Source organism: Brevundimonas sp. GW456-12-10-14-LB3 (assembly GCF_059424365.1).
The window spans coordinates 15211-36966 of the sequence record NZ_JBWKZJ010000025.1; the positions used below are offsets into that span (position 1 = coordinate 15211).

Consider the following 21756-nt stretch of genomic DNA (forward strand, 5'->3'; position numbering starts at 1 on the left):
AAGACTTTGTCTCCTTCGAGTTGAAAATTGAGATATAATCTCGCCAACACGCCTTAGCCATGCAACCGTTCTGCTCCACATTAAGGCGACAGCGTTTACATCTCCACCACAGTTACCTAAGTAAGAATGCATATTTTGCGACGCTGAATACTTGCGCGCACCACAATGACACCGGGCGCATTCTCCCCTAGCGTGTCGCCAGCGAAATCAGCAGCAGCAGAACCAAAACCAGACAAGCCCCCTGCCAGAACCGCACCGGATCGCGCTCAATCAGCGACAGGGGGCGGGGGGCCGGGGCGGCCGCCGCGCTGCCGGTCTCCAGCACGTGGATCAGTTCCTCGACGTCCTCGAACCGTTCGTCCGGATCGACGGCGACGGCGCGCAGGACGGCGGCCTCCAGCCAGGCGGGCATGTCCGGTCGGCGTCGCCCGGGCGGGGTCGGAGCGCGGTCGAAGCGCGGCGCGTCCGACGGATCCACCTCGCCCCAGGGATAGGCGCCGGTGAACAGCCGGTACAGGGTCACCCCCAGGGCGAACTGGTCGGTGGCGGCGCTCCCGCTTTCGCCGTCGTACATTTCGGGCGCCTTGAAACCGGCCGTGCCCGGCGCCTCGGCCTCGGCGAACTCCTCGGCCCGCTTCAGCCGGCCCACGCCCAGATCGACCAGCTTCAGCCCGCCGTTCGCCTCCAGGATCACATTGTCCGGCTTGATGTCGCGGTGGATCACCCCGGCCCGATGCAGGGCCGCCACCCCCCGCGCCAGCTTCAGGGCCACGCCGATCCCCTCGGCGATCTCGAACGGCCCGTCCTCGGCCAGGCGCGCATGCAGGGTCTGGCCCTGATAGAAGGGCTGGACGATATAGAGCCGGCTCTGGCGCCCCGCATCCAGCGTCAGCACCTTGCCGACGAAGGGGCTGTCGATCCGCCGGCCGATGAAGGCTTCGCGCAGGAAGGCGGTCCTCGCCCCCCGTTCCGACACCGCCGCCGGCTTGGGGAACTTCAGCACCACCCGTTCTTCGCCAGACCGCGCCAGGAACAGCCGCGTGTAGCGGCCGTCGGCGACCAACCGCTCCAGATGAAACCCGTCCACCGTCTCGCCCTGTTTCGGCGGCGGCAGGATGGCCAGGCCTTCGGCCTCGGCCGTGATCGCCTCCCAGTCGGGCGCCCCGACCCGGATGACGTCGAGGATCAGGACGGTGGCGTTGTCGCGCGCCCCCGCCTCGGCGACCTCGTCCAGAATGGCCTGGGCGTCGGCGTCGGGCGATCCGCGCCGTCCCAGCAGCCGCGCCAGGGCGGCCTCGTCCAGCACCCCGTGCACCCCGTCCGTGGTCAGCATCAGCCGATCGTGCGGCTGCAGCCCTACATTTCGCACGTCCAGCTTGACGTCCGCCTCGATGCCGACGGCGCGGTACAGCACATGGCTCAGCCCCTGCTGGGCCCGGGTGTGATCCTCGGTCAGCCGGGTCAGCACCCCGTCGCGGAAATGCCAGGCCCGGCTGTCCCCCACATGAAGCGCCACCGCCTCACGTCCCCGCAGGATCAGGGCGGTGAAGGTGGTCGCCGCCGCCTCCATCGCCGGATCGATCTTGCCCCGCGCATGAAGCCAGCGGTTGAAGCCCCTCAGCGCCTTGATCCCGTTGGCGGCGATGCCGTTCAGCGGGTTCTGATCCAGATAGCCGTCGATAAAGCTGCGCGTCGTCAGCTCGGCCGCCATCCGCCCGGCCTTCGATCCCGACACCCCGTCGGCGATGACCGCCACGACCCCATGCTCGCGCTGCTCGGCCGCCGTGCCCAGATGCACCCCGCCGAAATCCTGATTGTCCGCCTTGGGCCCCTGTGCGGTGGCGAAACCGGCGGCGATCTCCAGTCTGGCGTCGGTCATGCACCCCCCAGCCGTCATCCTCGCCCTTGTGGCGAGGATCCATACGCCCGGTGTCGCCGGGGCTTACCGTCATCGACGGAGTCAATGGATCCTAGGCACAAGGCCTGGGATGACGAAAAGTGAAATCTAAGCCGACCGCTGCTTCAGCGGCGCCGTGCCGTCCGCCAGGCTCTCGGCCAGATAGACCTCCGCCTCCTGGGCCGGCAGCGCCGGCGCATAGCCGAAGCCCTGGCCGTAGTGGCACTGGGCTTCCAGCAGCAGGGCGGCCAGTTCGGCGTTCTCGACCCCTTCGGCGACGACCTCCAGCGACAGGTCACGGCCCAGGTTGACGACCGACTTGACGATCTTGGCCGAGCCCTCGTCCTTGTTCATCGTCAGGACGAAATAGCGGTCGATCTTCAGCGTATCGAACGGCAGGCGCGCCAGGTACGACAGCGACGAGAAGCCGGTGCCGAAATCGTCCAGGGCCAGCGACGCCCCGACGTCCTTCAGCGACTGCAGCACCTCGGCGGCGCGGGCGGTGTCGCGCATGATGTCGCCCTCGGTGACTTCCAGCTTCAGGGCGCCGCGGGGCAGGCCCGCCTCCCTGATCACCCGCGCCACGTCCTCGCACAGATGCGGCCGTTCGATCTCGCCGACCGACAGGTTCACGCTGCAAAACAGCTTTCCGGCCAGGGGGTGGCGTTGAATCCATTCCGCCAGTTGCCGCGCCGACTGGGTCATCATCAGCAGACCCAGCTCGTTCATCATCCCCAGGTCGGCCGTCAGGCCCAGGAACTCGTCCGGCGGCACCAGGCCCCGCCGGGGATGACGCCAGCGCGCCAGGGCCTCAAAGCCCGCCACGGCGCCGGTCTTCAGGTTCACGATCGGCTGGAAGAAGGGGGTGATCTCGCCGCGCACGAAGGCGTTTCTCAGATCCGCCTCCAGCGCCAGTCGGCTCAGGGAATCGCTTTCCAGGGCCCGCCCATACGCGGCCGACCCGCCCCGCCCGGCCGCCTTGGCCGATTCCACCGCCAGCTCGACCCGGCGCAGCAGTTCTGAGGCGTCGGGCGCATCCGGCCCGCCCTCGACGATGACGGCTCCGATCGAGACGGTGGGATAGATGTCGAAACCGGCGACCCGCAGCGGCTGTTCCAGCGCCTCGCGCACCCGATAGCTGGTGTGAGAGGCGGTCTTGGGCACGATGATGGCGAACTCGTCCTCGCCGATCCGCGCCGCGGCGGCGTCCTTGGGGAAGGCGGCGGCGAGGCGCGAGCCCAGGGCCGACAGCACCAGATCCGTCCGCTCATGGCCCAGGGCCTCGTTCAGACGCCGCAGACGGTCCACGTCGCCGACGACCAATTCATATTCGCCCGCCTGGGTCAGCACCTCGCCGACGCGGGCGATGAAGGCGCGACGGTCCAGAAGGCCGGTCAGGGTGTCGCGGTCCGAACCGGTGAACTTGGCCTCCAGCGCGACGACGCCGGCGGCGCGAAGGCCGTCCTCAAGCCAGACCCCGCGCCACAGGCAGGTCTCGGCTCCGCGCATCCGCAGGCGCACCGCGATTTCGGTGCCCTCTTCCTGCGGTTTCAGCATCTTCTCGGCCAGCGACCGATCCTGCGGCAGGGTCGAGGCGACGAAGCCGGCGCCTGAACATTCCGGCGCCAGGGGGCCCAGGCCCAGGGCGCGGGTCGCGCCGGTGAAACGCAGCTGATCCTCGGCCGGCGTCCAGACCCACAGGGCCGTATCGGCCGCCGCCAGGGCCTCGATGGCGGCGGTGGCGTCCCAGGCCAGCGAGCGAGGTCGCGCGTTCACAGCAGTCGTTCCCTCAAGACGACCCCCGGCCGCCGCGATCAAACTCGTCCTCCACGAGGCCGAACAGCAGATGATCTGCCCAATCGCCGTTAATTTTCAAATAAGCGCGGGCCAGACCCTCGTGCCGAAAACCCGATTTCTCAAGAACGCGACGCGATCCGTGGTTGCTGGGCAGGCAGGCGGCCTCCAAACGGTGCAGTTTCAGCCGCTCGAAACTGTAGGCGACCACGGCGCGCACCGCCGCCGTTCCATGGCCGCGCCCGGCGAAGGGCTGACCGATCCAATAGCCCAGGGTGCCCGTCTCGGCCACGCCGCGCCGCACGTTCGACAGGGTCACGGCTCCGACTAGGGTCTTGCCGTCCTCGATGAAGATGAAGAAGGGCCAGGCGTTTCCCAGCTCCATTTCCCGCGCATAGATGGACAGCCGGCGTCGAAAGGCGCCCTTGCTCAGATCGTCCTCGGGCCAGGCCGGCTCCCACGGCTGGAGATAGTCGCGCGACCCGTCGCGCAACCGCGACCACGCCGCATAGTCCGCAGCGCGCGGGGGGCGCAGCAGCACGCCCTCGCCCCGGACCACCGGCCCGGCCACATCGCTCATCCAGTCCAGCAGCGCCATCGCCTCCAGCGTAAAGCATGAACGCGAGGGGTGAAACCCGGCCGCAGGCTTCCGGCGACGGAGATTCCGCCTTGGAGCCGTTGAACGGACAAAGCCGGCAAGGAGACCACCCATGGCCGCATCCGCCTTCGAGGCCGCCGTCGCCGTGACCCGGCTGGGCCTGGGCGCGCGTCCCGGCGAGATCGACCGCGTCGCCGCCGATCCCAGAGGTTGGGCGCTGGGTCAGATCCGGGCCGAAGGCGCGCCCCAACCCTCCGGCGCCGCCGTCTCGACCGCTGAACGGATGGAGGCCTTCCTGGCCTATCAGGCCAGCGGGACCGGCCGGCGCGAGGCGGCGGCGCCCCGCGGCGCGCCCGATCCGACGGCGCAGGCCGCGAGTCAGGCCCGGCAGGCGGCGCGGCGCGCCATAACCGAGGACACGGCCCGCGGCTTTCTGGATCGCGTTCGGCTGGGCCTGGAGACCGACCAGGGGTTCGCCGAGCGCTGGGCCCTGTTCTGGGCCAACGCCCTGACCGTCTCGGCCGCCAAATTCACCGCCGGCGCCTTCGTCGACACCTATGAGCGCGAAGCCATTCGCCCCCATGTCTTCGGCCGGTTCGAGGATCTGGTCCTCGCCGCCGAACAGCATCCGGCCATGCTTCTGTACCTTGATCAGGCCCGATCGGCCGGACCGGACAGCCGAGCCGGCGCGCGCCGCAGGCTGGGGCTGAACGAGAATCTGGCCCGCGAAATGCTGGAGCTGCACACGGTCGGCGCCGACGGCGGCTATGATCAGGCCGACGTCACCGAATTGGCCCGCGCCCTGACGGGATGGTCGATCCCCCGCCAGCAGGATCGGCAAAGGGCGGACGGCGGCGGCTTCGTCTTCCGCCCCGAGATTCACGAACCCGGCGTCCGAACGGTCATGGGCCGGACCTACGCCCAGACCGGCCGCCGACAGGGCGAGGCCATATTGCGGGATCTGGCGCGCCATCCGGCCACGGCCAAGCGGCTGTCGCGGCGGATCGCGGCCCATTTCGTCGCCGACGATCCGCCCCCGGCCCTGGTCGCTCGGCTCGAGGCCGCCTGGACCGGATCTCAAGGCGATCTGGCTGAGGTCGCCCGCGCCCTGATCGAAGCGCCCGAGACCTGGACGCCCCAGGCCGCCAAGATCAAGACGCCCTATGAGTTCGTCGTCTCGGCCGGACGGGCTCTGGATGAAGGCCCCCGACGCCCCGCGCTTCTGCGACAGGCGCTGGTCGACATGGGCCAGCCGCCCTTCGCGCCGCCGTCGCCCGAGGGCTGGCCCGACACGGCCGCCGACTGGGCCGGGCCCGACGCCCTGGTCAAGCGGTTGAACTGGGCGCGAACCGCCGCCGACGCCGCCGCCGTCACGGATGTGAACGCCGTCGCCCGCTCCGCCCTGGGCGCCCGACTGGGCGAACGGACTTGCTCGGCCGTCGCTCGGGCCGAGAGCCGGCCCGAGGCCCTGACCCTTCTTCTGATGTCGCCGGAGTTCCAGCGCCGATGACCCTCTCGCCCCTCCAGCGCCGCGCCTTTCTTGCCGGTTCCGCCGCCGGCCTCAGCCTGGCCTTCGCCGGCCGAACGGCGGCCCAGGCCAGGACGCCCGAGAACAAACTGATCGTGATCATCGCCCGGGGCGCCATGGACGGACTGTCCGTCACCGTCCCCTACGCCGACCCGAACTATGCGGCCCTGCGCGGCGGCCTGGCGGTGGCCCTGCCGGGATCGGCGGACGGGGCTTTAGCGCTGAGCGACGGCTTCGGCCTCCACCCCGCCCTCTCGACCCTGCACGCCCTCCATGGCCGCGGCCAGATGAGGTTCGCCCCCGCCGTGGCCCTGCCCGTGCGGGTCCGGTCGCATTTCGACGCCCAGGACGTTCTGGAGAACGGCGGCGAAGCCCTGCGCCGTCAGGACGACGGCTGGCTGAACCGCGCCATCGTCGCAGCGGGCGGCCAGAGGCTGAGAGGCCTGTCGATCGGCGCCCAGACGCCCCTGATCCTGCGCGGCGACGCCCCCGTCTCCGGCTGGGCGCCGGGGGGACGGGTGCGTGAGGACGACCGGATCGCCGGTCTGCTGCAAGACCTCTATGTCGAGGATCCGCTGTTGGGACAAAGCCTCGCGCGCGGCCTGGCGACTGAGGAACGCGCGGCCCTGGACGGCGACGGCGGGCGGGTGGGGCGCAATGACGCCCAGGCCCTGGGTCAGGCGGTGGCGCGGCTGATGACCGGAACCGAGGGGGCGAACGTCGTCGCCCTGTCGCTGGACGGATGGGACACCCACGCCGGCCAGAGGGCGCAGCTCCAGACCCGGCTGACCGGCTTGGACCGGCTGATCGCCGGGCTGGAGAACGGGCTGGGCGAGGACTGGCGGCGCACGGTCGTGGCGGTGGCCACCGAATTCGGCCGCACCGCCCGCGCCAACGGCACGGGGGGCACCGATCACGGCACGGCGTCTTCGCTGATCCTGGCGGGCGGCGCCGTTCGACCGGGCGGCCTGATCGGCGACTGGCCCGGCCTGGCCGACAACCGTCTGTTCGAGGGGCGCGACCTGGCGCCCACCCTGGACGTGCGCGCCGTGTTCAAGGGCGTGCTGCGCGATCACCTGGGCTTGGACCGCGCCCAGCTGGACACGCACGTCTTTCCCGACAGCGCTGCGGAGGCGCCGGCGGTCGACGGCCTGGCCTGATGTCAGGCCGCTTCTGTCAGGCCGCTTCGGGCGTCGTCTGTTTGCAGATGCGGTTCAGGTCCGCCCGGATCGAACTGCCCTGGAAGTGCGAAATGTCGGCGCTGGAATAGCCCTCGGCCGACAGGGCCTTGACCACATCGCCGGTGTTCAGACATTCGGGGGTGCGCGCAAGCTGATAGGCGCGCTCGACCACATGGGTGCGATTCATGACACAAGACCTTTCGTGAGCCGTAACAACGCCTTGGAAGCGCAGCTGTTCCGCCGCTCCGACGCCATAATTCGCCCCGACTTGCTTTTGTCGGAAAAGCCTGCGCTAATAAGCCTCGTCGATCTCTCTGCGTAACGCCCACTCTCCTTGCGAACGCATGAGTCCAGGCCGATCCCATTCAGACCCGACAGGCCGCAGGGACGTTCCCTCGGTCAACTTCTAACGGAGGTCTCAAAATGGCTACCGGCACTGTCAAATGGTTCAACCCGACCAAGGGTTACGGCTTCATCCAACCCGACGACGGCGGCAAGGACGTCTTCGTCCACATCTCGGCCGTCGAAGGCGCGGGCCTGCGCGGCCTGGATGAAAACCAGAAGGTTTCCTACGAGCTGGAACGCGACAAGCGTTCGGGCAAGGAATCCGCTGGCCAGCTGCAAACCATCGGCTGATTTCAGCTTCACAGCTGATTGGCGACGGCGGCTCCGCAAGGAGCCGCCGTTTTCAATTGGGGCGTCCACGCTCTTTTGACGTCATCCTGGAGAGACTATTTGGTCTTCTCGATCCACGCCGCAAAGGCGTCGAGGAACTCCTTCAGGAACTCCCGCGTCCCCTCGTTCTTCAGCCTCCTATCCTCCTCGTTCAGCAGGCCGGCGACATTGCCCACATAGGCTTCGGGTTGCTGCATGGTCGGCATGTTCAGGAAGACCAGGGGCTGGCGCAGGTGGTGGTTGGCGCCGAAGGCCCCGATGGCGCCGGGCGAGACGCTGACGATGGCGGCCGGCTTGCCCGCCCAGATGCTGTCGCCATAGGGGCGCGAGCCGACGTCCAGGGCGTTCTTCAGCGCCCCCGGGATCGAGCGATTATATTCCGGCGTCACGAACAGCACGGCCTGAACTTCCGCCATTTCCGCCCGGAACCGGGTCCAGGCGGCCGGCGGCGTCTCCGTCTCCAGATCGGGGTTATAGAGCGGCAGATCGCCGATCTCGACCGGCTCCACCTCCAGCTCGGGCGCGGCCATGGCCTTCATCTCCAGCCCGACGGCGCGCGAATAGGAGCCTTTGCGCAGGCTGCCGACGATCAAGGCGACGCGGACGGACATGGGGCGGCTCCGGATTGTGAGGGTCAAGCGTCAGCATAACCGATGACGACGCAGGATGTTCCCCTTAGGCCCTGAACAGCGCCGCCGCGAAGGCCTCGCCCGCCGGCGCCGCGGACTTCGGTCCCAGGACGGCGCTGGCCGCCTGACGTGCCTCCAACAGACGCGCTCCCGCCGCCCGCACGTCCGCCACCGTCTGGGCCTCCAGCTGTTCGGTCATGGACAGGCTGGAGCGGGGCGCGCCGAAAATCAGGGTCTGGGCGGCGTTGCGGCCGGCCCGGCTCATCGGGTTTTCGTCCGACATCCACAGACCCGCCTTCATCACCGCCTTGGCGCGCGACAGCTCCTTTTCGGTCGGCCCGGTTTCGGCCAGGGCCCGCACCTCGGCCGCGGCCACCTGGGCCAACTCTTTCGCCCGGTCCGCCGCTGCGCCCGCATAGATGCCCAGCACCCCGGCGTCCTCATAGGGCTCCTGATAGGCGTCGATGGCGTAGGCCAGGCCCCGCTCCTCGCGCGCGCTCTGGAACAGGCGCGAGGCCATGCCCCCGCCCAGGATTTCGCCGAACAGCCGCATGGCCGACAGGGCCGGATCGGTCGCCGACAGGGCCGGCAGCTGGAACACCAGATTGGCCTGTTCGATCTTGCGCGTCAGGGCCGCATGGCCGCCGACGAACAAGGCCGGCGCCGGCGCCTCGACCGGGGTCGCCACGGCCGCCCCGAACCAGCGCTCGGCCAGGGCCAGCAGTTCGCCCTCCTCCACCGCGCCCGAGACCGACACAACCATCCGGTCGGGCGAATACAGCCGCGCGCGCCAAATCTCGACGCTCGCCTTGTCCGCCGGCTTCAGACTGGCGACCGAGCCCAGGATCGGCCGACCCAACGGCTGGCCGGCGAAGGCCCGCGTCTGGGCCATCTCGAACACATGGTCGTCGGGCGTGTCGAAGGCCTCGGCGATCTCCTGGGCCACCACGTCCTTCTCGCGCTCGATCTCGGCCGGGTCCAGCGTGGGCCGGAACACCAGGTCCGACAGCACCTGCATGGCCAGCGGCAGCGACCCGTCCAGACCCCGCACCTCGAGACTGGTCCGCTCATAGCCGGTGGAGGCGTTGATCGTGCCGCCCTCGGCCTCGATCCGTTCGACGATCTCGCGGGCGGCCATGTCGCCGGCGCCCTTGAACACCAGATGCTCCAGCAGGTGGGACCAGCCGGAGCGATCCTCGGGCTCCCACCGCGCCCCGCCCTTGACGGTGACGACGACGGCGAGGGTCTTCAGGCCGGCCATGGGATCGCAGATGACGCGAACGCCGTTGGACAGGGTGTGCAGGGAAGCGGTCAGGAGATGTCCTTCTTATTCCGACGTCGGAGCAAGGCGACATAGAAGCCAAGGAGCGCGATCGCCAGTCCGAACCAGGTCAGGGCGTAGCCGAAATGATTGTTGGAAAAGGCCGCGGGCGGGGCGGAGGGCGTCAGGGCCGCAAACTCGGGATTGGTCTGGGTCACGGCGAACACCGCCTCGGGCCGCACCGACCCCTGAACCTTCAGAGCCTGGGCCATGGCGGCGGTGTCGCGCGCATAGAAGCGCCCGTTCGCCGGGGCCGGCGTCAGCCCGCCCGGCGGATCGAAGCGGCGGAACTCGCCGATCAGCACCAGGGGCAGGCTGGTCTCGATCACGCGCGGACGGGCCGACACCCCGTCGGCGACGAAGCCCCGGTCGATCAGCAGGCTGAAATCCGCTCCCGCCGGTTTGCACGCCGAGATCAGCCGCACCCCCGCCTGGCCCTCATGGATGGACTGAAGCTCGACATAGGGGGCGGTCGGCAGACCCGGACAGACGATCAGCGCCTTCCTGAACTCCAGGTCGCCGTCCGCCAGCACCTGATCCAGGGGCTCAGGCGGCTTGGCCGCCGCCGCCTCGGCCGCCGCGATCAGCCCCTCCTTCCACTTCAGCCGCTCGACCTGCCACAGACCCAGACCGATCAGCAGGACCAGGGCCGCAGCCGTCGCCAGCGTCAGTATCCAAGGAAACCGCCTCACGTCTGATTCCTGTATTGCAGGCCGATCATCAGCCCCCGGCCCGGCCGCATCAGGGCCAGCGACAGGACGACCACCAGCGGCAGCCAGACGACCAGATGCAGCAACATCGGCGGATGGTATTTGATCTCAACGACCAGGGCCGAGAAGCCGACCACGAAGCCGGCGATCTGCATGATGAAGCTGGCCGGGCCGTCGCCGGTCTGGATGGTCGAAAAGTCCAGGCCGCAGGTGTCGCATCCCGGCCGCACCTTCAGAAAGCCCGCAAACAGCCGCCCCTGACCACAGCGCGGGCAGCGCCCCTTCAGCCCCGCCCGCACGGCGGAAACGGCGACGGCGGGAGACGATGGCTCGCCCCCCGCCGCCGGGATCTTGTCCGTGGTGTCCGGGATCAACCGAAGACGACGTAGACGAAGGCGAACAGGAACAGCCAGACCACGTCCACGAAGTGCCAGTACCAGGCCGCCGCCTCGAAGCCGAAATGCTTCTGCGGGGTGAAGTCGCCGGCCAGCAGACGGATCAGGCAGACGGTCAGGAAGATGGTTCCCACCAGCACGTGGAATCCGTGGAAGCCCGTCGCCATGAAGAAGATCGAACCATAAAGGCCCGAGTTGACCGCTTCCTCGTTGAAGAACAGGTGCTCGTGCAGGATGTGGTTGTATTCGTAGGCCTGAACGCAGGTGAAGAAGACGCCCAGGATCACCGTCAGCACCAGGGCCAGCTTGGCGCCGCTGCGGTCGCCGACCTGGATCGCATGGTGGGCCCAGGTCACGGTGCAGCCGCTCAGCAGCAGGGTCACGGTGTTCAGCAGCGGCAGCTGCCACGGCGACAGAACCTCGACCCCCTTGGGCGGCCAGGTGGACCAGGCCTTGGCGGTGTCGGCCCAGGCGCCGACTTCCGGCGTCAGGGCGCGCGATTCGTGGAAAAGCGCCATGTCGAAGAACATCCAGAAGAAGGCGACGAAGAACATCACCTCCGACGCGATGAACAGGATCATGCCGTAGCGCAGGCCGATCGAAACGACCGGCGTGTGGTCCCCGCCCTTGGATTCCTTGATGACGTCCGACCACCAGCCGAACATGGACACCAGCACCCCCGCCAGGCCGGCGAAGAAGACGCTCGGCTTGCCCTCGGCCAGGAAGTTGGCGGCGATCGGACCGTTTTCGGCCGGGGCCAGCCCCTTCATCCAGATGACGGCGCCGATGAACATGATCGTCGCGGCGATCGAGGACACCAGCGGCCACGGACTGGGCGGTACGAGGTGATAGTCGTGATGCGGAGCGGCGTGCGCGTCGGCCATGCGTTTCATCTCTATCTTGGGCTGGCGATGAACTCGCCTTATCGGCCAGCTATAACCGCCGCTTTTGCAACACGCCAGTGGATCGGCGCCTTTCCGCCTTGATCCTGCACCGGACGGCCCTACTCCCGCGCCTCCAGGGCGGCGAACGCCTTGGCCGCGAACACCGACAGCGGCTGCGGCAGGGCGTCGAGCGCGAACCAGCCGATGTCCGACAGCTTGTCCGGCTCAGTCAGCCGGGGCTCGCCGGCGAAATCGCGCGTGACATAGATCAGCGACAGCCAGTGCTGCCCGTCCGTCGCGATGATTTCTTCGGTCCAGCACAGGAAGTCGACGGCGCCGATCGTCAGGCCGCTCTCCTCCTCCGCCTCACGCCGAGCGGCGTCTGCGGACCGTTCGCCCTGATCGACCTTGCCGCCCACGATGTTCCAATGCCACGCCTCGGGCGGCTTCAGCCGTTTGCACAGCAGCGCCCGCCCATCTGCCCGCAGAATCACCAGACCGCAGCCGACGCCGGGAAAGTCGACGCCGGGACGGGCCATCAGGCGTTCGGCCCCGTCGGCGCATCGACCGACGGATAGAAGGTGTAGCTCAGGGTGATTTCGCGCGCGCCCTTGGCCTCGCGGTCGGTGGCCAGTTCGGGCGCGATGAAATACTGGACCGGGAACTGGCGCGTCTCGCCCGCCGCCAGGGTCTGATCCTGGAAGCAGAAACATTGCAGCTTCTGGAAATAGGGGCCGGTGTATTCCGGCACGACATTGTATCCGGCCCGCACCTGAATCGGCCGATCCGAGGTGTTGGTGACGTCGAAATAGGCCAGGCCCGTGGCCCCGATCCGCACCCTCTGGGTCGTCTGTTCGGCGCGGAAGGTCATCGGCAGGCCGCCGCGCACATTGGTGTCGAACCGCACCAGCACCGTCTGGTCCAGAACCGTGTCCGGCGCCTTGTCCGCCCGCCGCACCGTGCCGTCGAAGCCCGTGACCTGACAGAACATCCGATAAAGCGGCACGGCGGCGAAGGCCGCGCCCGTCATCCCCATGACGCCCAGGACGCACAGGATGGCGATCAGATTCTGACGGCCCGGCTTCCTCATTGCGGCCCCGCCGTCGTCGCCGCCTCCAAGAGGGCGCGTTCGGCCGCCTGATTCTGCTGCAGACGCAGGACGGTGGTGGCGAAGACCAGGACGATGAAGGCCACCAGGGCCGCCGCGATCCAGACGTTGCGCCGTTTGCGGGCGCGCAATTCTTCAGGCGTCAGACGCATGGCTCAGACTCCCAGGCCGGCTATGGCCTCGACCAGGAAGGCCGAGAACAGGGCGACCAGATACAGGATCGAAAAGGCGAACAGATCCCGCGCCGGTTTGGCCTGGACCTTGACCTCATACAATGCGGCCTCGCGTCCCACCGTGTCGGCCTTGTCGGACTCGTCGCCGGCGCGCGACCGGTAAAGCCGCCAGGCCAGCCCCAGAAAGGCCAGGCCGCCGCCGACCGACACCACGGCGTAGATCAGCCCGCCCATGCCCACCAGGGCCGGCGCCACGGCCGAGGCGACGAAGATCAGCGAATAGATCAGGATCTGCAGCCGCGTGGACTTGGCCCCCCGCGCCACCGGCATCATCGGTATGCCCGCCTTGGCGTAGTCTCCGGCCGAATAGAGGGCCAGGGCCCAGGAGTGCGGCGGGGTCCACAGGAAGATGATCAGGAACAGCAGCCAGGCCTGCCACGGCGCCTCGCCCGTCGCCGCCGCCCAGCCGATCACCGGCGGAAAGGCGCCCGCCGCCCCGCCGATGACGATGTTCTGAGGCGTCCGCCGCTTCAGCAGCAGGGTGTAGAAGCCGGCGTAATAGACGATGGTCAGGGCCAGCAACCCCGCCGCGAACCAGTTGGCGTTCATCCCCAGCAGCATGACCGAAAACAGGCTCAGGATGACGCCATAGGCCATCGCATCATTTTTCCGAACGCGCCCCGCCGCCACCGGGCGGCCGCGCGTGCGGCGCATCAGGGCGTCGGTCTCGCCCTCCAGCGCCATGTTCAGCGAGCCGGCCGCGCCGGCGCCCACGGCGATGCACAGTATGGCGATGGCGGCGACCAGAGGGTTCATCGACCCCGGCGCCATGACCAGTCCGGTCGCGGCGGTGAAGACCACCACCGACATGACGCGCGGCTTCAGCAGCTGGAAGAAGTCTTCCGGCTGGGCGGTCGAAATCGCGGGACGGTCGTGAACGTCTTGGGTCATGGGTGCGGGGGTCATGGATGGGACCGAATAACACACCCCAAAGCAGAAGGCCGCCCCTTCCGTGGAAAGAGCGGCCCTCCGTTCGGGATCTCAGCCCGGGATCAGTGCTCGTCGCCCTTGACCACCGGCAGTTCGTTGAACTGGTGCTGCGGCGGCGGCGAGGACAGGGTCCACTCCAGGGTCGTGGCGCCTTCCCCCCAGGGATTGGCGACGCCGGGCCGGCGACGGATCGCGGCTTCCAGCAGCATGATCAGGAAGACCAGCACGCCGACGATGGTGATCGCATAGCCGATGGACGAGACCTGGTTCCACAGGGTGTAGGCGTCCGGATAGTCGATATAGCGACGCGGCATGGCCTGCAGGCCCAGGAAGTGCTGCGGGAAGAAGATCAGGTTCACGCCGACGAACATGATCCAGAAATGGGTCGCGCCGAGGAACTCGTTGTACTTCACCCCGAACATCTTCTCGAACCAGTAGTAGAAGCCCGCGAAGATAGCGAAGACGGCGCCCAGCGACAGCACATAGTGGAAGTGGGCCACGACGTAATAGGTGTCGTGCAGGCTGTAATCGATGCCGGCGTTCGACAGGACCACGCCCGTCACCCCGCCCACGGTGAACAGGAAGATGAAGCCGATGGCCCACAGCATGGGCGTCTTGAAGCTGATGGAGCCGCCCCACATGGTGGCGATCCAGCTGAAGATCTTCACCCCCGTCGGCACGGCGATGATCATGGTCGCGGCCACGAAATAGGCGCGCAGATTGATGCTCATCCCCACCGTGTACATGTGGTGGGCCCAGACGATGAAGCCGATGAAGCCGATGGCCACCATGGCGTAGGCCATGGCCAGGTATCCGAACACCGGCTTGCGGCTGAAGGTCGAGACGATGTGGCTGATGATGCCGAAGCCCGGCAGGATCAGGATGTACACTTCCGGGTGGCCGAAGAACCAGAACAGGTGCTGGTACATGATCGGGTCGCCGCCGCCGGCCGGGTCGAAGAAGTGGGTGCCGAAGTTGCGGTCGGTCAGCAGCATGGTGATGGCGCCGGCCAGCACCGGCAGCGACAGCAGCAGCAGGAAGGCGGTGATCAGCACCGACCAGGCGAACAGCGGCATCCGGTGCAGCGTCATGCCCGGCGCCCGCATGTTCAGGATCGTCGTGATGAAGTTGATCGCCCCCAGGATGGAGCTGGCGCCCGCCACGTGCAGGGCGAAGATGGCCAGATCAAACGCCGGGCCGACGTGGCCCGTGGTCGACAGGGGCGGATAGGCCGTCCAGCCCCCGCCGAAGCCCTTGCCCGGCCCGCCGTCGGTGAACATCGACAGGACCAGCAGGCACCAGGCCGCAACCAGCAGCCAGAAGGAGATGTTGTTCATGCGCGGGAAGGCCATGTCCGGCGCCCCGATCATGATGGGCACGAACCAGTTGCCGAAGCCGCCGATCATGGCGGGCATGACCATGAAGAAGATCATGATCAGGGCGTGGGCCGTGACGGTGACGTTGTAGCCGTGCTTGGACTGCTCCACGAGGCCCAGCAGCTGGATCGACGAGCCTTCCTTGAAGATCTGGATGCCCGGCTCGGCCAGTTCCCAGCGGATCAGGCCCGACAGGGCGCCCCCGACCACGCCCGCCATGATGGCGAACAGCAGGTACAGGGTGCCGATGTCCTTGTGGTTGGTGGACAGGAACCAGCGGGTGAAGAAGCCCATCTTGTGGTCGTCGTGCGGATGGGCGTCGTGCGCGTGAAGGGTGTCGCGGGTCGAGATGATTGCGTCAGCCATGAAACTGCTCGCCTCTTACTGGGCGGCCGGCGCGGCGGGAGCCGCGGCGGGAGCGGATTGAGCGGTCGGCGTCGTCGCCGTCTGGGCGGTGGGGATGTCGGTCTGGGCGCCGGCCTGGGGACCGGTGGTCGCCGTGCCGACCACGGGCGCGCCCGTGGTTCCCGCCTCGGCCTGGGCCGCCGTGCCGCCGGGGGCGGCCTCAGGCGTCTTCGGCGTCATCGACCCGCCCTTGGAGGCGACCCAGCGCGCGAACTCGGCCTGGGTCACGACATTGATCTGAATCGGCATGAAGGCGTGATCGACGCCGCACAGTTCCGAACACTGACCGTAGAAGACGCCGGTGCGCTCGGCCTTGAACCAGGTCTCATTGACCCGGCCCGGCACGGCGTCGGTCTTGAGGCCGAAGGCCGGCAGGGCCACGGAATGGATCACGTCCGAGGCGGTGATCAGCAGACGCACCGTCTTGCCGACCGGCACCACCATCGGCTCGTCCGCCGCCAGGCGATAGACGCTGTGCGACAGGCCGCGCTCGGCCAGCTCGCCCTCGGGCACCATGTTGGAGATATATTCGGAAACGCCCTGGTCGGGATATTCATAGGCCCAGTTCCACTGGTTGCCCGTCACCTTCACCGTCAGATCGGGCTCGGGCATGTCGTGATAGGCGAACAGCAGCCTGAACGAGAACAGGGAGATGAAGACCAGGATCACCACCGGCAGCACCGTCCAGATGATCTCGACCGTGGTGTTGTGGCTCCAGCGCGCGGGCGTGGCGTTGGCGCGCTTATTGTAGCGGAAGACGATCCAGGCCAGCAGAGCCAGAACCAACAGGGTGATGCCGGTGATCACGGGCATCAGCACGATGTTGTGGAACCAGATGGCGTCGTGCTTCAGCGGCGCGGCGGCCGGCTGAAGGTCGATCCCGCCCGGCGTCGGCTGACCCATCAGGTCCTGCGCCCACACCGGCGCCGCAGAGACCAGCGCCAGTCCGACAGCCGCCGTTGCAGAGGCGGCCGCCGCTCTGGTCCATCTCAGGGCTCGCGTCCCCATTCCCATACGAAGTCCCCATAATATCGTTTCGCAGCAGAGACTTGCGAATGGCTCGCAAATCTTCGCGCGGGCATGTTGGTCCGCCCGACACTTGGTTGAGTCCCTATCGGATCGCCCCTCGCTTGCCAAGCGATCCGCGCGCGCCTTCGCCGCAAACCCGCCGCGATTGGCGGCGGCGGGCTGCGGATTAAACCTTCGTCATGTTTAAACAGGTACCTTGCGTCACAAGGTACCTTGTCGTAATCAATCTCCATCAAAGGAGACGTCGAGGTGACAGAAACCATCGAGATACAGCTGAAGAAGGGGGTTCTGGGGCTTTGCGTCCTGGCGCTTCTGAACCGGGCGGACAGCTACGCCTATGAGATCGCCAGCCGCCTTTCCGACGCGATCGGCATGGGGGAAGGCACCATCTACCCCCTGATGCGGCGAATGCAGTCGGACGGCCAGGTCGAGACCTATCTGGTCGAATCCTCGTCCGGCCCGTCGCGCAAATACTATCGTTTGACCGAGGCCGGTCGCGCGGCCCTCGCCGCCCAGACCGCCGAATGGTCGGCCTTCACCACGGCCGTCGAAGCCGTCCTGGCCAGCGACGCGCCCCATATTCAAGAGCCGACGGCTCAACCGGAGGGAACGGAACAATGACGAGATCGGAATTCATCGTCCGTCTCAGAAACGGCCTGGTCGGCCTGCCGACCGCCACGGCGAACGACATCGTCGCCGACTATGAGACTCATTTCGCCGACGGCCTGGCCGCCGGCCGCACCGAGGCCGAGGTGGCCGCCGCCCTGGGCGATCCGGGCCGTCTGGCCCGCGAACTTAAGGCAGAGGCCGGGATCCAGCGCTGGCGCCAGGAGAAGAACCCCTCGGCCGCCGCCGCCGCCGTCTTCGCGGTCCTGGGCCTGGGCGCCGTCGACATCCTGATCCTGCTGCCCATTCTGATGGGGGTGGTCGGGACCATCTTCGGCTTCTTCATCGCCGCCATCGCCCTGTTCTTCTCCGGCGGCGCGATCATGGTGGCCGGACCCTTCGCCGGCTTCCCCGGCGGCCCCTTCGCCGCGATCCTGATGGGTCTGGGCCTGATGGCCGGGGCCGTCTTCATCGGCGCCCTTCTGACCATCGTCACCGTCTGGCTGGTCAACGGCCTCGTCTGGTTCGCCCGCCTCCACTACCGGCTGCTGAAGCCGGCGCTTGAACCCCAGTCCGAAACCGCCAACGCAGGAGCCGCGCAATGATCCGCACCCTGTTCATCATCGCCGGCGCCGCCCTGGTGCTGTGCATCGTCACCGTGGGGGGCGCCATCGCCCTGGGCGGCCATGATCTGCAACGCCACGGTTGGGCCTGGACGATCAAGGACCGCGACGGAGAAACCATCCGTTTCGAACGGGTCAAAAGCGGAGAGGTCGAAGGCCTCGGCCCCTTCACCACCCGCACCCTGGCCTGGACCGGCGGCGACACCCTGACCGTCGATTCCAGCATCGACGTCGAATACCGCCAGGGTCCTGAAAACACCGTGGTCGTCACCGGACCCAAGGCCCTGGCGGAGCGGGTCCGGCTGGACGGCGGTCGGCTGTCCCTGGGCGACGGCGACGAGCGGATCGTCTTCGGCTGGAGCAGCGGAAACTTCTCGGCCCGGTCGGAGCGTGACGAACTGCGGGTCGTCGTGACCGCGCCCAACGTCGTCCGCTTCGTCTCCAATGCGTCCGGCGATCTGGACATCAAGGCCTATGACCAGCCCACCCTGGCCCTGGACGTCTCCGGCTCCGCCGATGTGACCGCCGAAGGCCGCACCGACGCCCTCCGGCTGGAGATCGACGGGTCCGGCGACGCGGATCTCAGGGCCTTGGCGGCGCGCGACGCCACGGTGGACATCTCCGGCTCCGGCGACGCCAATGTCGCCCCGACCGGCGACGTCCAGGTGCGGATCGACGGCTCCGGCGACGTCACCCTGGCGGCCCGCCCGGCCAAGCTGACGACTGAACTCTCGGGCTCCGGCGACGTCTATCAGGATTGAGACCCTCCCCCGCTTGCGGGGGAGGTGGGCCGGCGTCCGCGCAGCGGACCAGGCTCGGAGGGGGAAGTGTCGCTCAGGAAGAAGACTTCCCCCATCGTCAGCCGTCTCGCTTCGCTCGACGCGCTGCTGCTTCCCCCGCAAGCGGGGGAAGGTCTTGTCGCCGACAGGCCGGCATCAGGGGCCATTCCGCCTTCACCCTGCCCTTCATTCCGGTTAAGCCTCGGTCATGACCTCCGCCCCTCTTCCCGACGCCGGCGCCAACTGGGTGGATCGCCATGCGCCGGAGCGGCTGAAGCCCTGGCTGAAGCTGGGCCGGTTCGACCGGCCCATCGGCATATGGCTGCTGCTCCTGCCCGGCTGGCAGGGGATCGCCCTGGCCCTGGCCCAGTATCGCCAGGCGCCCGGCCTCTATGACCTGTGGCTGTTCGTCGGCTTCGGGATCGGCGCCTGCTTGATGCGCGCCGCCGGCTGCGCCTTCAACGACATCGTCGATCGCGACTTCGACGCCCGGGTCGCCCGCACCGCCCTTCGCCCCATCCCCGCCGGCCTGATCAGTGTCAAACAGGCCTGGGCCTTCGTGATCGGCTGCAGCCTGATCAGCCTCATGATCCTGCTGACCCTGCCCAAGGTCGCCATCCTGCTGGGCGTCGGCTCCTGCGCCCTGGTCGCCGCCTATCCCTTCATGAAGCGGATCACCTGGTGGCCCCAGGCCTGGCTGGGCCTGACCTTCAACTGGGGCGCCTTGATGGGGTTCGCCTCCGCCCTGCCCCTGGCGGCGGCCGCCCTTCTGCTGCCGGCCGACATCGCCGGCGAGTTCCGCCCCTTCCTCTGGTCGCCGCCCAGCGACAGCGGCCACGCCGTCGCCCTGGTCTGGCAGGCCTATGTCCCCGCCGTCCTCCTCTACCTCGGCGGCGTCTTCTGGACCCTGGGCTACGACACCGTCTACGCCCTTCAGGACATCGAGGACGACGCCATGGTCGGGGTCAAATCCTCGGCCCGCCGGCTGGCCTCGGCGGTGCGCCCCGGCGTCGCCGTCTTCTACGGGATCAGCCTGGTTCTGGCCGCCCTGGCCGGTCTTTCCGCCGGTCTCGGCCCGCTGTTCTGGCTGGGCCTGGCCCTCTACGCCGCCCATCTGGCCCGCCAAGTGGTCCGGCTGGACCGCACCGACGGCGCCCTGGCGCTGACACTGTTCAAGTCCAACCGCGAGGCGGGCTTCATCCTGCTGGCCGCCCTCGCCCTCGGATCTCTCGGCCAAAACCTGATCGGCCTGTGAAGGAGCCCCCCATGACCTCCACCGTTCGTCTGCTGCTGCTGTCCGCCGCCGTCGCCGCAACCGTCGCCGCCTGCCAGAGGCGCGAAGACAAGGCCGAGACGGCCCCGCCCGCCCCGATCGCCGCCGCCCCGGTCGATCCGGCCGCCGCCGGGGCGCCGATGAGCTTCGACTCCAAGACCCAGTACGCCACGGTCAAACTGACTCTGCCGGACGCGCTCAAGTCCAAGCCCGACCTGCACGCCCCCCTCTACGCCGCCGCGGTGCGGGACCTGCGCCAGTTCTCCGAAGGCGCCCAGGCCGACCTGTCCGAGGCGGGCGGCGGACCGAACCCCTATGAAAAGACCATCGCCTTCGACCCCGGCGCCGAGACCGGCAAGCTGTTCAGCCTGGTCCGCACCGATTTCGAATACACCGGCGGCGCCCATCCCAACACCAGCTTCTCGGCCGTCCTGTGGGACAAGGCGATGAAGAAGCGGCTGGGCTTCGCAGACCTGTTCCGACCCGGCGCTGACCTGTCGGGCCTGAACAAGGCCCTGTGCGACGCCGCCAACGCCGCCAAACAGGCTCGTTCGCCGGGATCGGAGACCGCCACCCCGGACGGTAAGATGTGGACCTGCCCCAAGGCCGTCTCCACCCCCTTCGTCCTGGCGCCCAGCACCACTCCGGGCAAGGCGGGCGGCGTCGTCTTCCTGATCGGCGCCTATCAGATCGGCCCCTATTCGGACGGTCCCTATCGGATCGCCGTGCCCCAGTCGGTCTTCCGGTCCCTGCTCAACCCGGCCTATGCCGACGAATTCGCCGGCGCGCCGGTCAAGGCCGGGGACGTCACGCCCAAGGCGGGCTGATCCCCTCGCTCGGCGGGATCAGTCCGCCAGGAACTGATCGACCCGTTGGGCGAACCTCTGCGGCTGATCGGCCATGATGAAGTGGCGGCTGTCGTCCACCCGGATCAGTTTGACGCCGGGCAGGGTCGCATATTCCCGGCCCCACAGGGCGTCGGCCATGGCCGCAGGCGCCCCGCCGTTCGCGTCGGCGGCGTAGAGCACCGTGACCGGCGTCGTCATGGCCGCCAGTCCGGGGCGGACGTCGGTCGTCATCACCTCATGAATGGCCGTGGCCAGGGCGCGGCGGTCCGAGGCCAGGGTCCAGTCGACCATGGCCGTCCGCGTCGCCGGATCGCGCGCCAGGCCGATCGCCCCCTGTTCTTGGGCCGCCCGCATCGCCGCCTCGTCCTGGCTCAGCATGGCCTGGGCCGCCTGGTCGGCGAAGGGCCGGGCCGTCTCGGGCGTCACCTGCGGGCCGAACAGGGCCGCAAAGAAGGGCAGATTGTCCACCGCCATCACCCGCCCCACGGCCTCGGGATGACGCTGAGCCAGCATCAGGGCCGACAGTCCGCCCATCGAATGGCCGATGACCGCCGGCTTTTGCAGACCGGCGGTCTGGACATAGGCCGCCAGGGCCTCGACCGCCGGCTCCAGCAGCGGCCCGTCGCCGTGGGTCCAGGGCTGACCGGCGAAGCCCGCCAGCTGGACCAGATGGACCCGGTGGGTCGCCTTCAGCCGATCGGCCGTGGCCCGCCACACCTCTCGCGAACAACCATAGCCGGGGATCAGGATCACGTCGGGTCCGCGTCCGACCACCTCGACCGACAGCCGGTCCGAAGCGAAGGCGGGAGCGACGGCCCCCGGCGTCTCGGCCAAGGCGGCGGTCACGCCGATCATCAGCGAGGGCGTGCAGACGGCCAGTCCGAACAGGGCGGCGCGCAGGCGCGGGCGCGCCTTGAAGAAGGCGTTGTACATC

Annotated in this window: 24 protein-coding genes; 8 read left to right on the top strand and 16 right to left on the bottom strand. The window is 68.4% G+C overall.

Annotated elements, in window-relative coordinates; translation table 11 throughout:
- Positions 1-187: 187 nt before the first annotated feature.
- The 3 genes from AC07XS_RS10915 to AC07XS_RS10925 all read right to left on the bottom strand — a co-directional run bounded on the left by AC07XS_RS10915 (position 188) and on the right by AC07XS_RS10925 (position 4289).
- Positions 188-1879, bottom strand: coding sequence for a protein kinase domain-containing protein (locus tag AC07XS_RS10915; RefSeq protein WP_182714408.1), 1692 nt, complete (start codon positions 1877-1879; stop codon positions 188-190).
- A gap of 126 nt (positions 1880-2005) precedes the next feature.
- Positions 2006-3673 (bottom strand): bifunctional diguanylate cyclase/phosphodiesterase, encoded by a 1668-nt coding sequence (locus AC07XS_RS10920; protein ID WP_182714409.1) that lies wholly within the window; start codon positions 3671-3673, stop codon positions 2006-2008.
- Between the two features lie 13 nt (positions 3674-3686).
- Positions 3687-4289 (bottom strand): GNAT family N-acetyltransferase, encoded by a 603-nt coding sequence (locus AC07XS_RS10925; RefSeq protein WP_182714410.1) that lies wholly within the window; start codon positions 4287-4289, stop codon positions 3687-3689.
- A 112-nt stretch (positions 4290-4401) separates the two neighbouring features.
- Here AC07XS_RS10925 and AC07XS_RS10930 point away from each other — a divergent pair, with 112 nt between their 5' ends.
- Both AC07XS_RS10930 and AC07XS_RS10935 read left to right on the top strand, forming a co-directional pair.
- A complete protein-coding gene (locus tag AC07XS_RS10930) occupies positions 4402-5799 on the top strand; it encodes a DUF1800 domain-containing protein (RefSeq protein ID WP_494732670.1) in 1398 nt (465 codons plus the stop codon).
- Entirely contained in the window at positions 5796-6977 is a 1182-nt protein-coding gene (locus tag AC07XS_RS10935) for a DUF1501 domain-containing protein (RefSeq protein ID WP_182714412.1), read from the top strand. Before AC07XS_RS10930 ends, AC07XS_RS10935 begins: the two co-directional genes overlap by 4 nt.
- Positions 6978-6993: 16 nt before the next feature.
- Here the strand turns inward: AC07XS_RS10935 and AC07XS_RS10940 are convergent, their stop codons facing one another.
- Complete coding sequence (locus tag AC07XS_RS10940) at positions 6994-7185, bottom strand: hypothetical protein (RefSeq protein WP_007443424.1); 192 nt, start codon at positions 7183-7185, stop codon at positions 6994-6996.
- A 236-nt stretch (positions 7186-7421) separates the two neighbouring features.
- Here AC07XS_RS10940 and AC07XS_RS10945 point away from each other — a divergent pair, with 236 nt between their 5' ends.
- Entirely contained in the window at positions 7422-7634 is a 213-nt protein-coding gene (locus AC07XS_RS10945; protein ID WP_008260410.1) for a cold-shock protein, read from the top strand.
- A 95-nt stretch (positions 7635-7729) separates the two neighbouring features.
- Here AC07XS_RS10945 and AC07XS_RS10950 read toward each other — a convergent pair whose 3' ends face one another.
- The 11 genes from AC07XS_RS10950 to coxB form a co-directional block, all read right to left on the bottom strand.
- Positions 7730-8284, bottom strand: a complete 555-nt coding sequence (locus AC07XS_RS10950) for an NADPH-dependent FMN reductase (RefSeq protein ID WP_182714413.1) — start codon at positions 8282-8284, stop codon at positions 7730-7732.
- A 64-nt stretch (positions 8285-8348) separates the two neighbouring features.
- Positions 8349-9563, bottom strand: coding sequence for a M16 family metallopeptidase (locus tag AC07XS_RS10955; RefSeq protein ID WP_182714414.1), 1215 nt, complete (start codon positions 9561-9563; stop codon positions 8349-8351).
- A gap of 50 nt (positions 9564-9613) precedes the next feature.
- Positions 9614-10315: an SURF1 family protein gene (locus tag AC07XS_RS10960; protein WP_182714415.1), complete on the bottom strand. Its 702-nt coding sequence runs from the start codon at positions 10313-10315 to the stop codon at positions 9614-9616.
- On the bottom strand, positions 10312-10707 hold the full coding sequence (locus AC07XS_RS10965) for a DUF983 domain-containing protein (protein WP_182714416.1): 396 nt from the start codon (positions 10705-10707) through the stop codon (positions 10312-10314). The genes AC07XS_RS10960 and AC07XS_RS10965 overlap by 4 nt, the downstream gene beginning before the upstream one ends.
- The gene (locus AC07XS_RS10970; protein ID WP_182714417.1) at positions 10704-11612 is read right to left on the bottom strand and encodes a cytochrome c oxidase subunit 3; all 909 of its coding nucleotides are present in this window, start codon (positions 11610-11612) and stop codon (positions 10704-10706) included. The genes AC07XS_RS10965 and AC07XS_RS10970 overlap by 4 nt, the downstream gene beginning before the upstream one ends.
- A gap of 119 nt (positions 11613-11731) precedes the next feature.
- Positions 11732-12151: an NUDIX domain-containing protein gene (locus AC07XS_RS10975; RefSeq protein ID WP_182714418.1), complete on the bottom strand. Its 420-nt coding sequence runs from the start codon at positions 12149-12151 to the stop codon at positions 11732-11734.
- Positions 12151-12702, bottom strand: coding sequence for a cytochrome c oxidase assembly protein (locus AC07XS_RS10980; RefSeq protein ID WP_182714419.1), 552 nt, complete (start codon positions 12700-12702; stop codon positions 12151-12153). The genes AC07XS_RS10975 and AC07XS_RS10980 overlap by 1 nt, the downstream gene beginning before the upstream one ends.
- Positions 12699-12872 (bottom strand): cytochrome c oxidase system small membrane protein, encoded by a 174-nt coding sequence (locus tag AC07XS_RS10985; protein ID WP_182714420.1) that lies wholly within the window; start codon positions 12870-12872, stop codon positions 12699-12701. Before AC07XS_RS10985 ends, AC07XS_RS10980 begins: the two co-directional genes overlap by 4 nt.
- Positions 12873-12875: 3 nt before the next feature.
- Positions 12876-13859, bottom strand: coding sequence for a heme o synthase (gene cyoE / locus AC07XS_RS10990; protein ID WP_182714421.1), 984 nt, complete (start codon positions 13857-13859; stop codon positions 12876-12878).
- A gap of 86 nt (positions 13860-13945) precedes the next feature.
- Positions 13946-15613 carry a cytochrome c oxidase subunit I gene (ctaD, locus tag AC07XS_RS10995; RefSeq protein ID WP_182714433.1) on the bottom strand — a complete coding sequence of 556 codons (1668 nt, stop codon included), beginning with the start codon at positions 15611-15613 and terminating at the stop codon, positions 13946-13948.
- 27 nt (positions 15614-15640) lie between these two features.
- Entirely contained in the window at positions 15641-16672 is a 1032-nt protein-coding gene (coxB, locus tag AC07XS_RS11000) for a cytochrome c oxidase subunit II (protein ID WP_152950930.1), read from the bottom strand.
- Between the two features lie 270 nt (positions 16673-16942).
- On the opposite strand from coxB, the gene AC07XS_RS11005 reads away from it, so the two are divergent.
- The 5 genes from AC07XS_RS11005 (at position 16943) to AC07XS_RS11025 (ending at position 20801) form a co-directional block, all read left to right on the top strand.
- Positions 16943-17314 (top strand): PadR family transcriptional regulator, encoded by a 372-nt coding sequence (locus tag AC07XS_RS11005; RefSeq protein WP_054766602.1) that lies wholly within the window; start codon positions 16943-16945, stop codon positions 17312-17314.
- Positions 17311-17904 (top strand): DUF1700 domain-containing protein, encoded by a 594-nt coding sequence (locus AC07XS_RS11010; protein ID WP_054766603.1) that lies wholly within the window; start codon positions 17311-17313, stop codon positions 17902-17904. The genes AC07XS_RS11005 and AC07XS_RS11010 overlap by 4 nt, the downstream gene beginning before the upstream one ends.
- Entirely contained in the window at positions 17901-18683 is a 783-nt protein-coding gene (locus AC07XS_RS11015; protein ID WP_182714422.1) for a head GIN domain-containing protein, read from the top strand. Before AC07XS_RS11010 ends, AC07XS_RS11015 begins: the two co-directional genes overlap by 4 nt.
- 226 nt (positions 18684-18909) lie before the next feature.
- Positions 18910-19956: a UbiA family prenyltransferase gene (locus AC07XS_RS11020; RefSeq protein WP_182714423.1), complete on the top strand. Its 1047-nt coding sequence runs from the start codon at positions 18910-18912 to the stop codon at positions 19954-19956.
- Between the two features lie 11 nt (positions 19957-19967).
- Positions 19968-20801, top strand: a complete 834-nt coding sequence (locus AC07XS_RS11025) for a DUF3298 and DUF4163 domain-containing protein (protein WP_182714424.1) — start codon at positions 19968-19970, stop codon at positions 20799-20801.
- An 18-nt stretch (positions 20802-20819) separates the two neighbouring features.
- Here the strand turns inward: AC07XS_RS11025 and AC07XS_RS11030 are convergent, their stop codons facing one another.
- Positions 20820-21755 carry an alpha/beta fold hydrolase gene (locus AC07XS_RS11030; RefSeq protein ID WP_182714425.1) on the bottom strand — a complete coding sequence of 312 codons (936 nt, stop codon included), beginning with the start codon at positions 21753-21755 and terminating at the stop codon, positions 20820-20822.
- Position 21756: the final 1 nt, after the last annotated feature.

What these genes read in the sequence shown, in the direction of transcription:
- AC07XS_RS10945 (WP_008260410.1), top strand. Translation starts at nt 7,422, where the DNA reads ATGGCTACCGGCACTGTCAAATGGTTCAACCCGACCAAGGGTTACGGC.
- AC07XS_RS11010 (WP_054766603.1), top strand. Translation starts at nt 17,311, where the DNA reads ATGACGAGATCGGAATTCATCGTCCGTCTCAGAAACGGCCTGGTCGGC.
- AC07XS_RS10935 (WP_182714412.1), top strand. Translation starts at nt 5,796, where the DNA reads ATGACCCTCTCGCCCCTCCAGCGCCGCGCCTTTCTTGCCGGTTCCGCC.
- AC07XS_RS10925 (WP_182714410.1), bottom strand. Translation starts at nt 4,289, where the DNA reads ATGGCGCTGCTGGACTGGATGAGCGATGTGGCCGGGCCGGTGGTCCGG.
- AC07XS_RS10930 (WP_494732670.1), top strand. Translation starts at nt 4,402, where the DNA reads ATGGCCGCATCCGCCTTCGAGGCCGCCGTCGCCGTGACCCGGCTGGGC.
- AC07XS_RS10915 (WP_182714408.1), bottom strand. Translation starts at nt 1,879, where the DNA reads ATGACCGACGCCAGACTGGAGATCGCCGCCGGTTTCGCCACCGCACAG.
- AC07XS_RS11015 (WP_182714422.1), top strand. Translation starts at nt 17,901, where the DNA reads ATGATCCGCACCCTGTTCATCATCGCCGGCGCCGCCCTGGTGCTGTGC.
- AC07XS_RS10955 (WP_182714414.1), bottom strand. Translation starts at nt 9,563, where the DNA reads ATGGCCGGCCTGAAGACCCTCGCCGTCGTCGTCACCGTCAAGGGCGGG.
- coxB (WP_152950930.1), bottom strand. Translation starts at nt 16,672, where the DNA reads ATGGGGACGCGAGCCCTGAGATGGACCAGAGCGGCGGCCGCCTCTGCA.
- AC07XS_RS10970 (WP_182714417.1), bottom strand. Translation starts at nt 11,612, where the DNA reads ATGGCCGACGCGCACGCCGCTCCGCATCACGACTATCACCTCGTACCG.
- AC07XS_RS10950 (WP_182714413.1), bottom strand. Translation starts at nt 8,284, where the DNA reads ATGTCCGTCCGCGTCGCCTTGATCGTCGGCAGCCTGCGCAAAGGCTCC.
- AC07XS_RS10940 (WP_007443424.1), bottom strand. Translation starts at nt 7,185, where the DNA reads ATGAATCGCACCCATGTGGTCGAGCGCGCCTATCAGCTTGCGCGCACC.
- AC07XS_RS10975 (WP_182714418.1), bottom strand. Translation starts at nt 12,151, where the DNA reads ATGGCCCGTCCCGGCGTCGACTTTCCCGGCGTCGGCTGCGGTCTGGTG.
- AC07XS_RS11025 (WP_182714424.1), top strand. Translation starts at nt 19,968, where the DNA reads ATGACCTCCACCGTTCGTCTGCTGCTGCTGTCCGCCGCCGTCGCCGCA.
- cyoE (WP_182714421.1), bottom strand. Translation starts at nt 13,859, where the DNA reads ATGACCCCCGCACCCATGACCCAAGACGTTCACGACCGTCCCGCGATT.
- AC07XS_RS11030 (WP_182714425.1), bottom strand. Translation starts at nt 21,755, where the DNA reads ATGTACAACGCCTTCTTCAAGGCGCGCCCGCGCCTGCGCGCCGCCCTG.
- AC07XS_RS11020 (WP_182714423.1), top strand. Translation starts at nt 18,910, where the DNA reads ATGACCTCCGCCCCTCTTCCCGACGCCGGCGCCAACTGGGTGGATCGC.
- AC07XS_RS10980 (WP_182714419.1), bottom strand. Translation starts at nt 12,702, where the DNA reads ATGAGGAAGCCGGGCCGTCAGAATCTGATCGCCATCCTGTGCGTCCTG.
- AC07XS_RS10985 (WP_182714420.1), bottom strand. Translation starts at nt 12,872, where the DNA reads ATGCGTCTGACGCCTGAAGAATTGCGCGCCCGCAAACGGCGCAACGTC.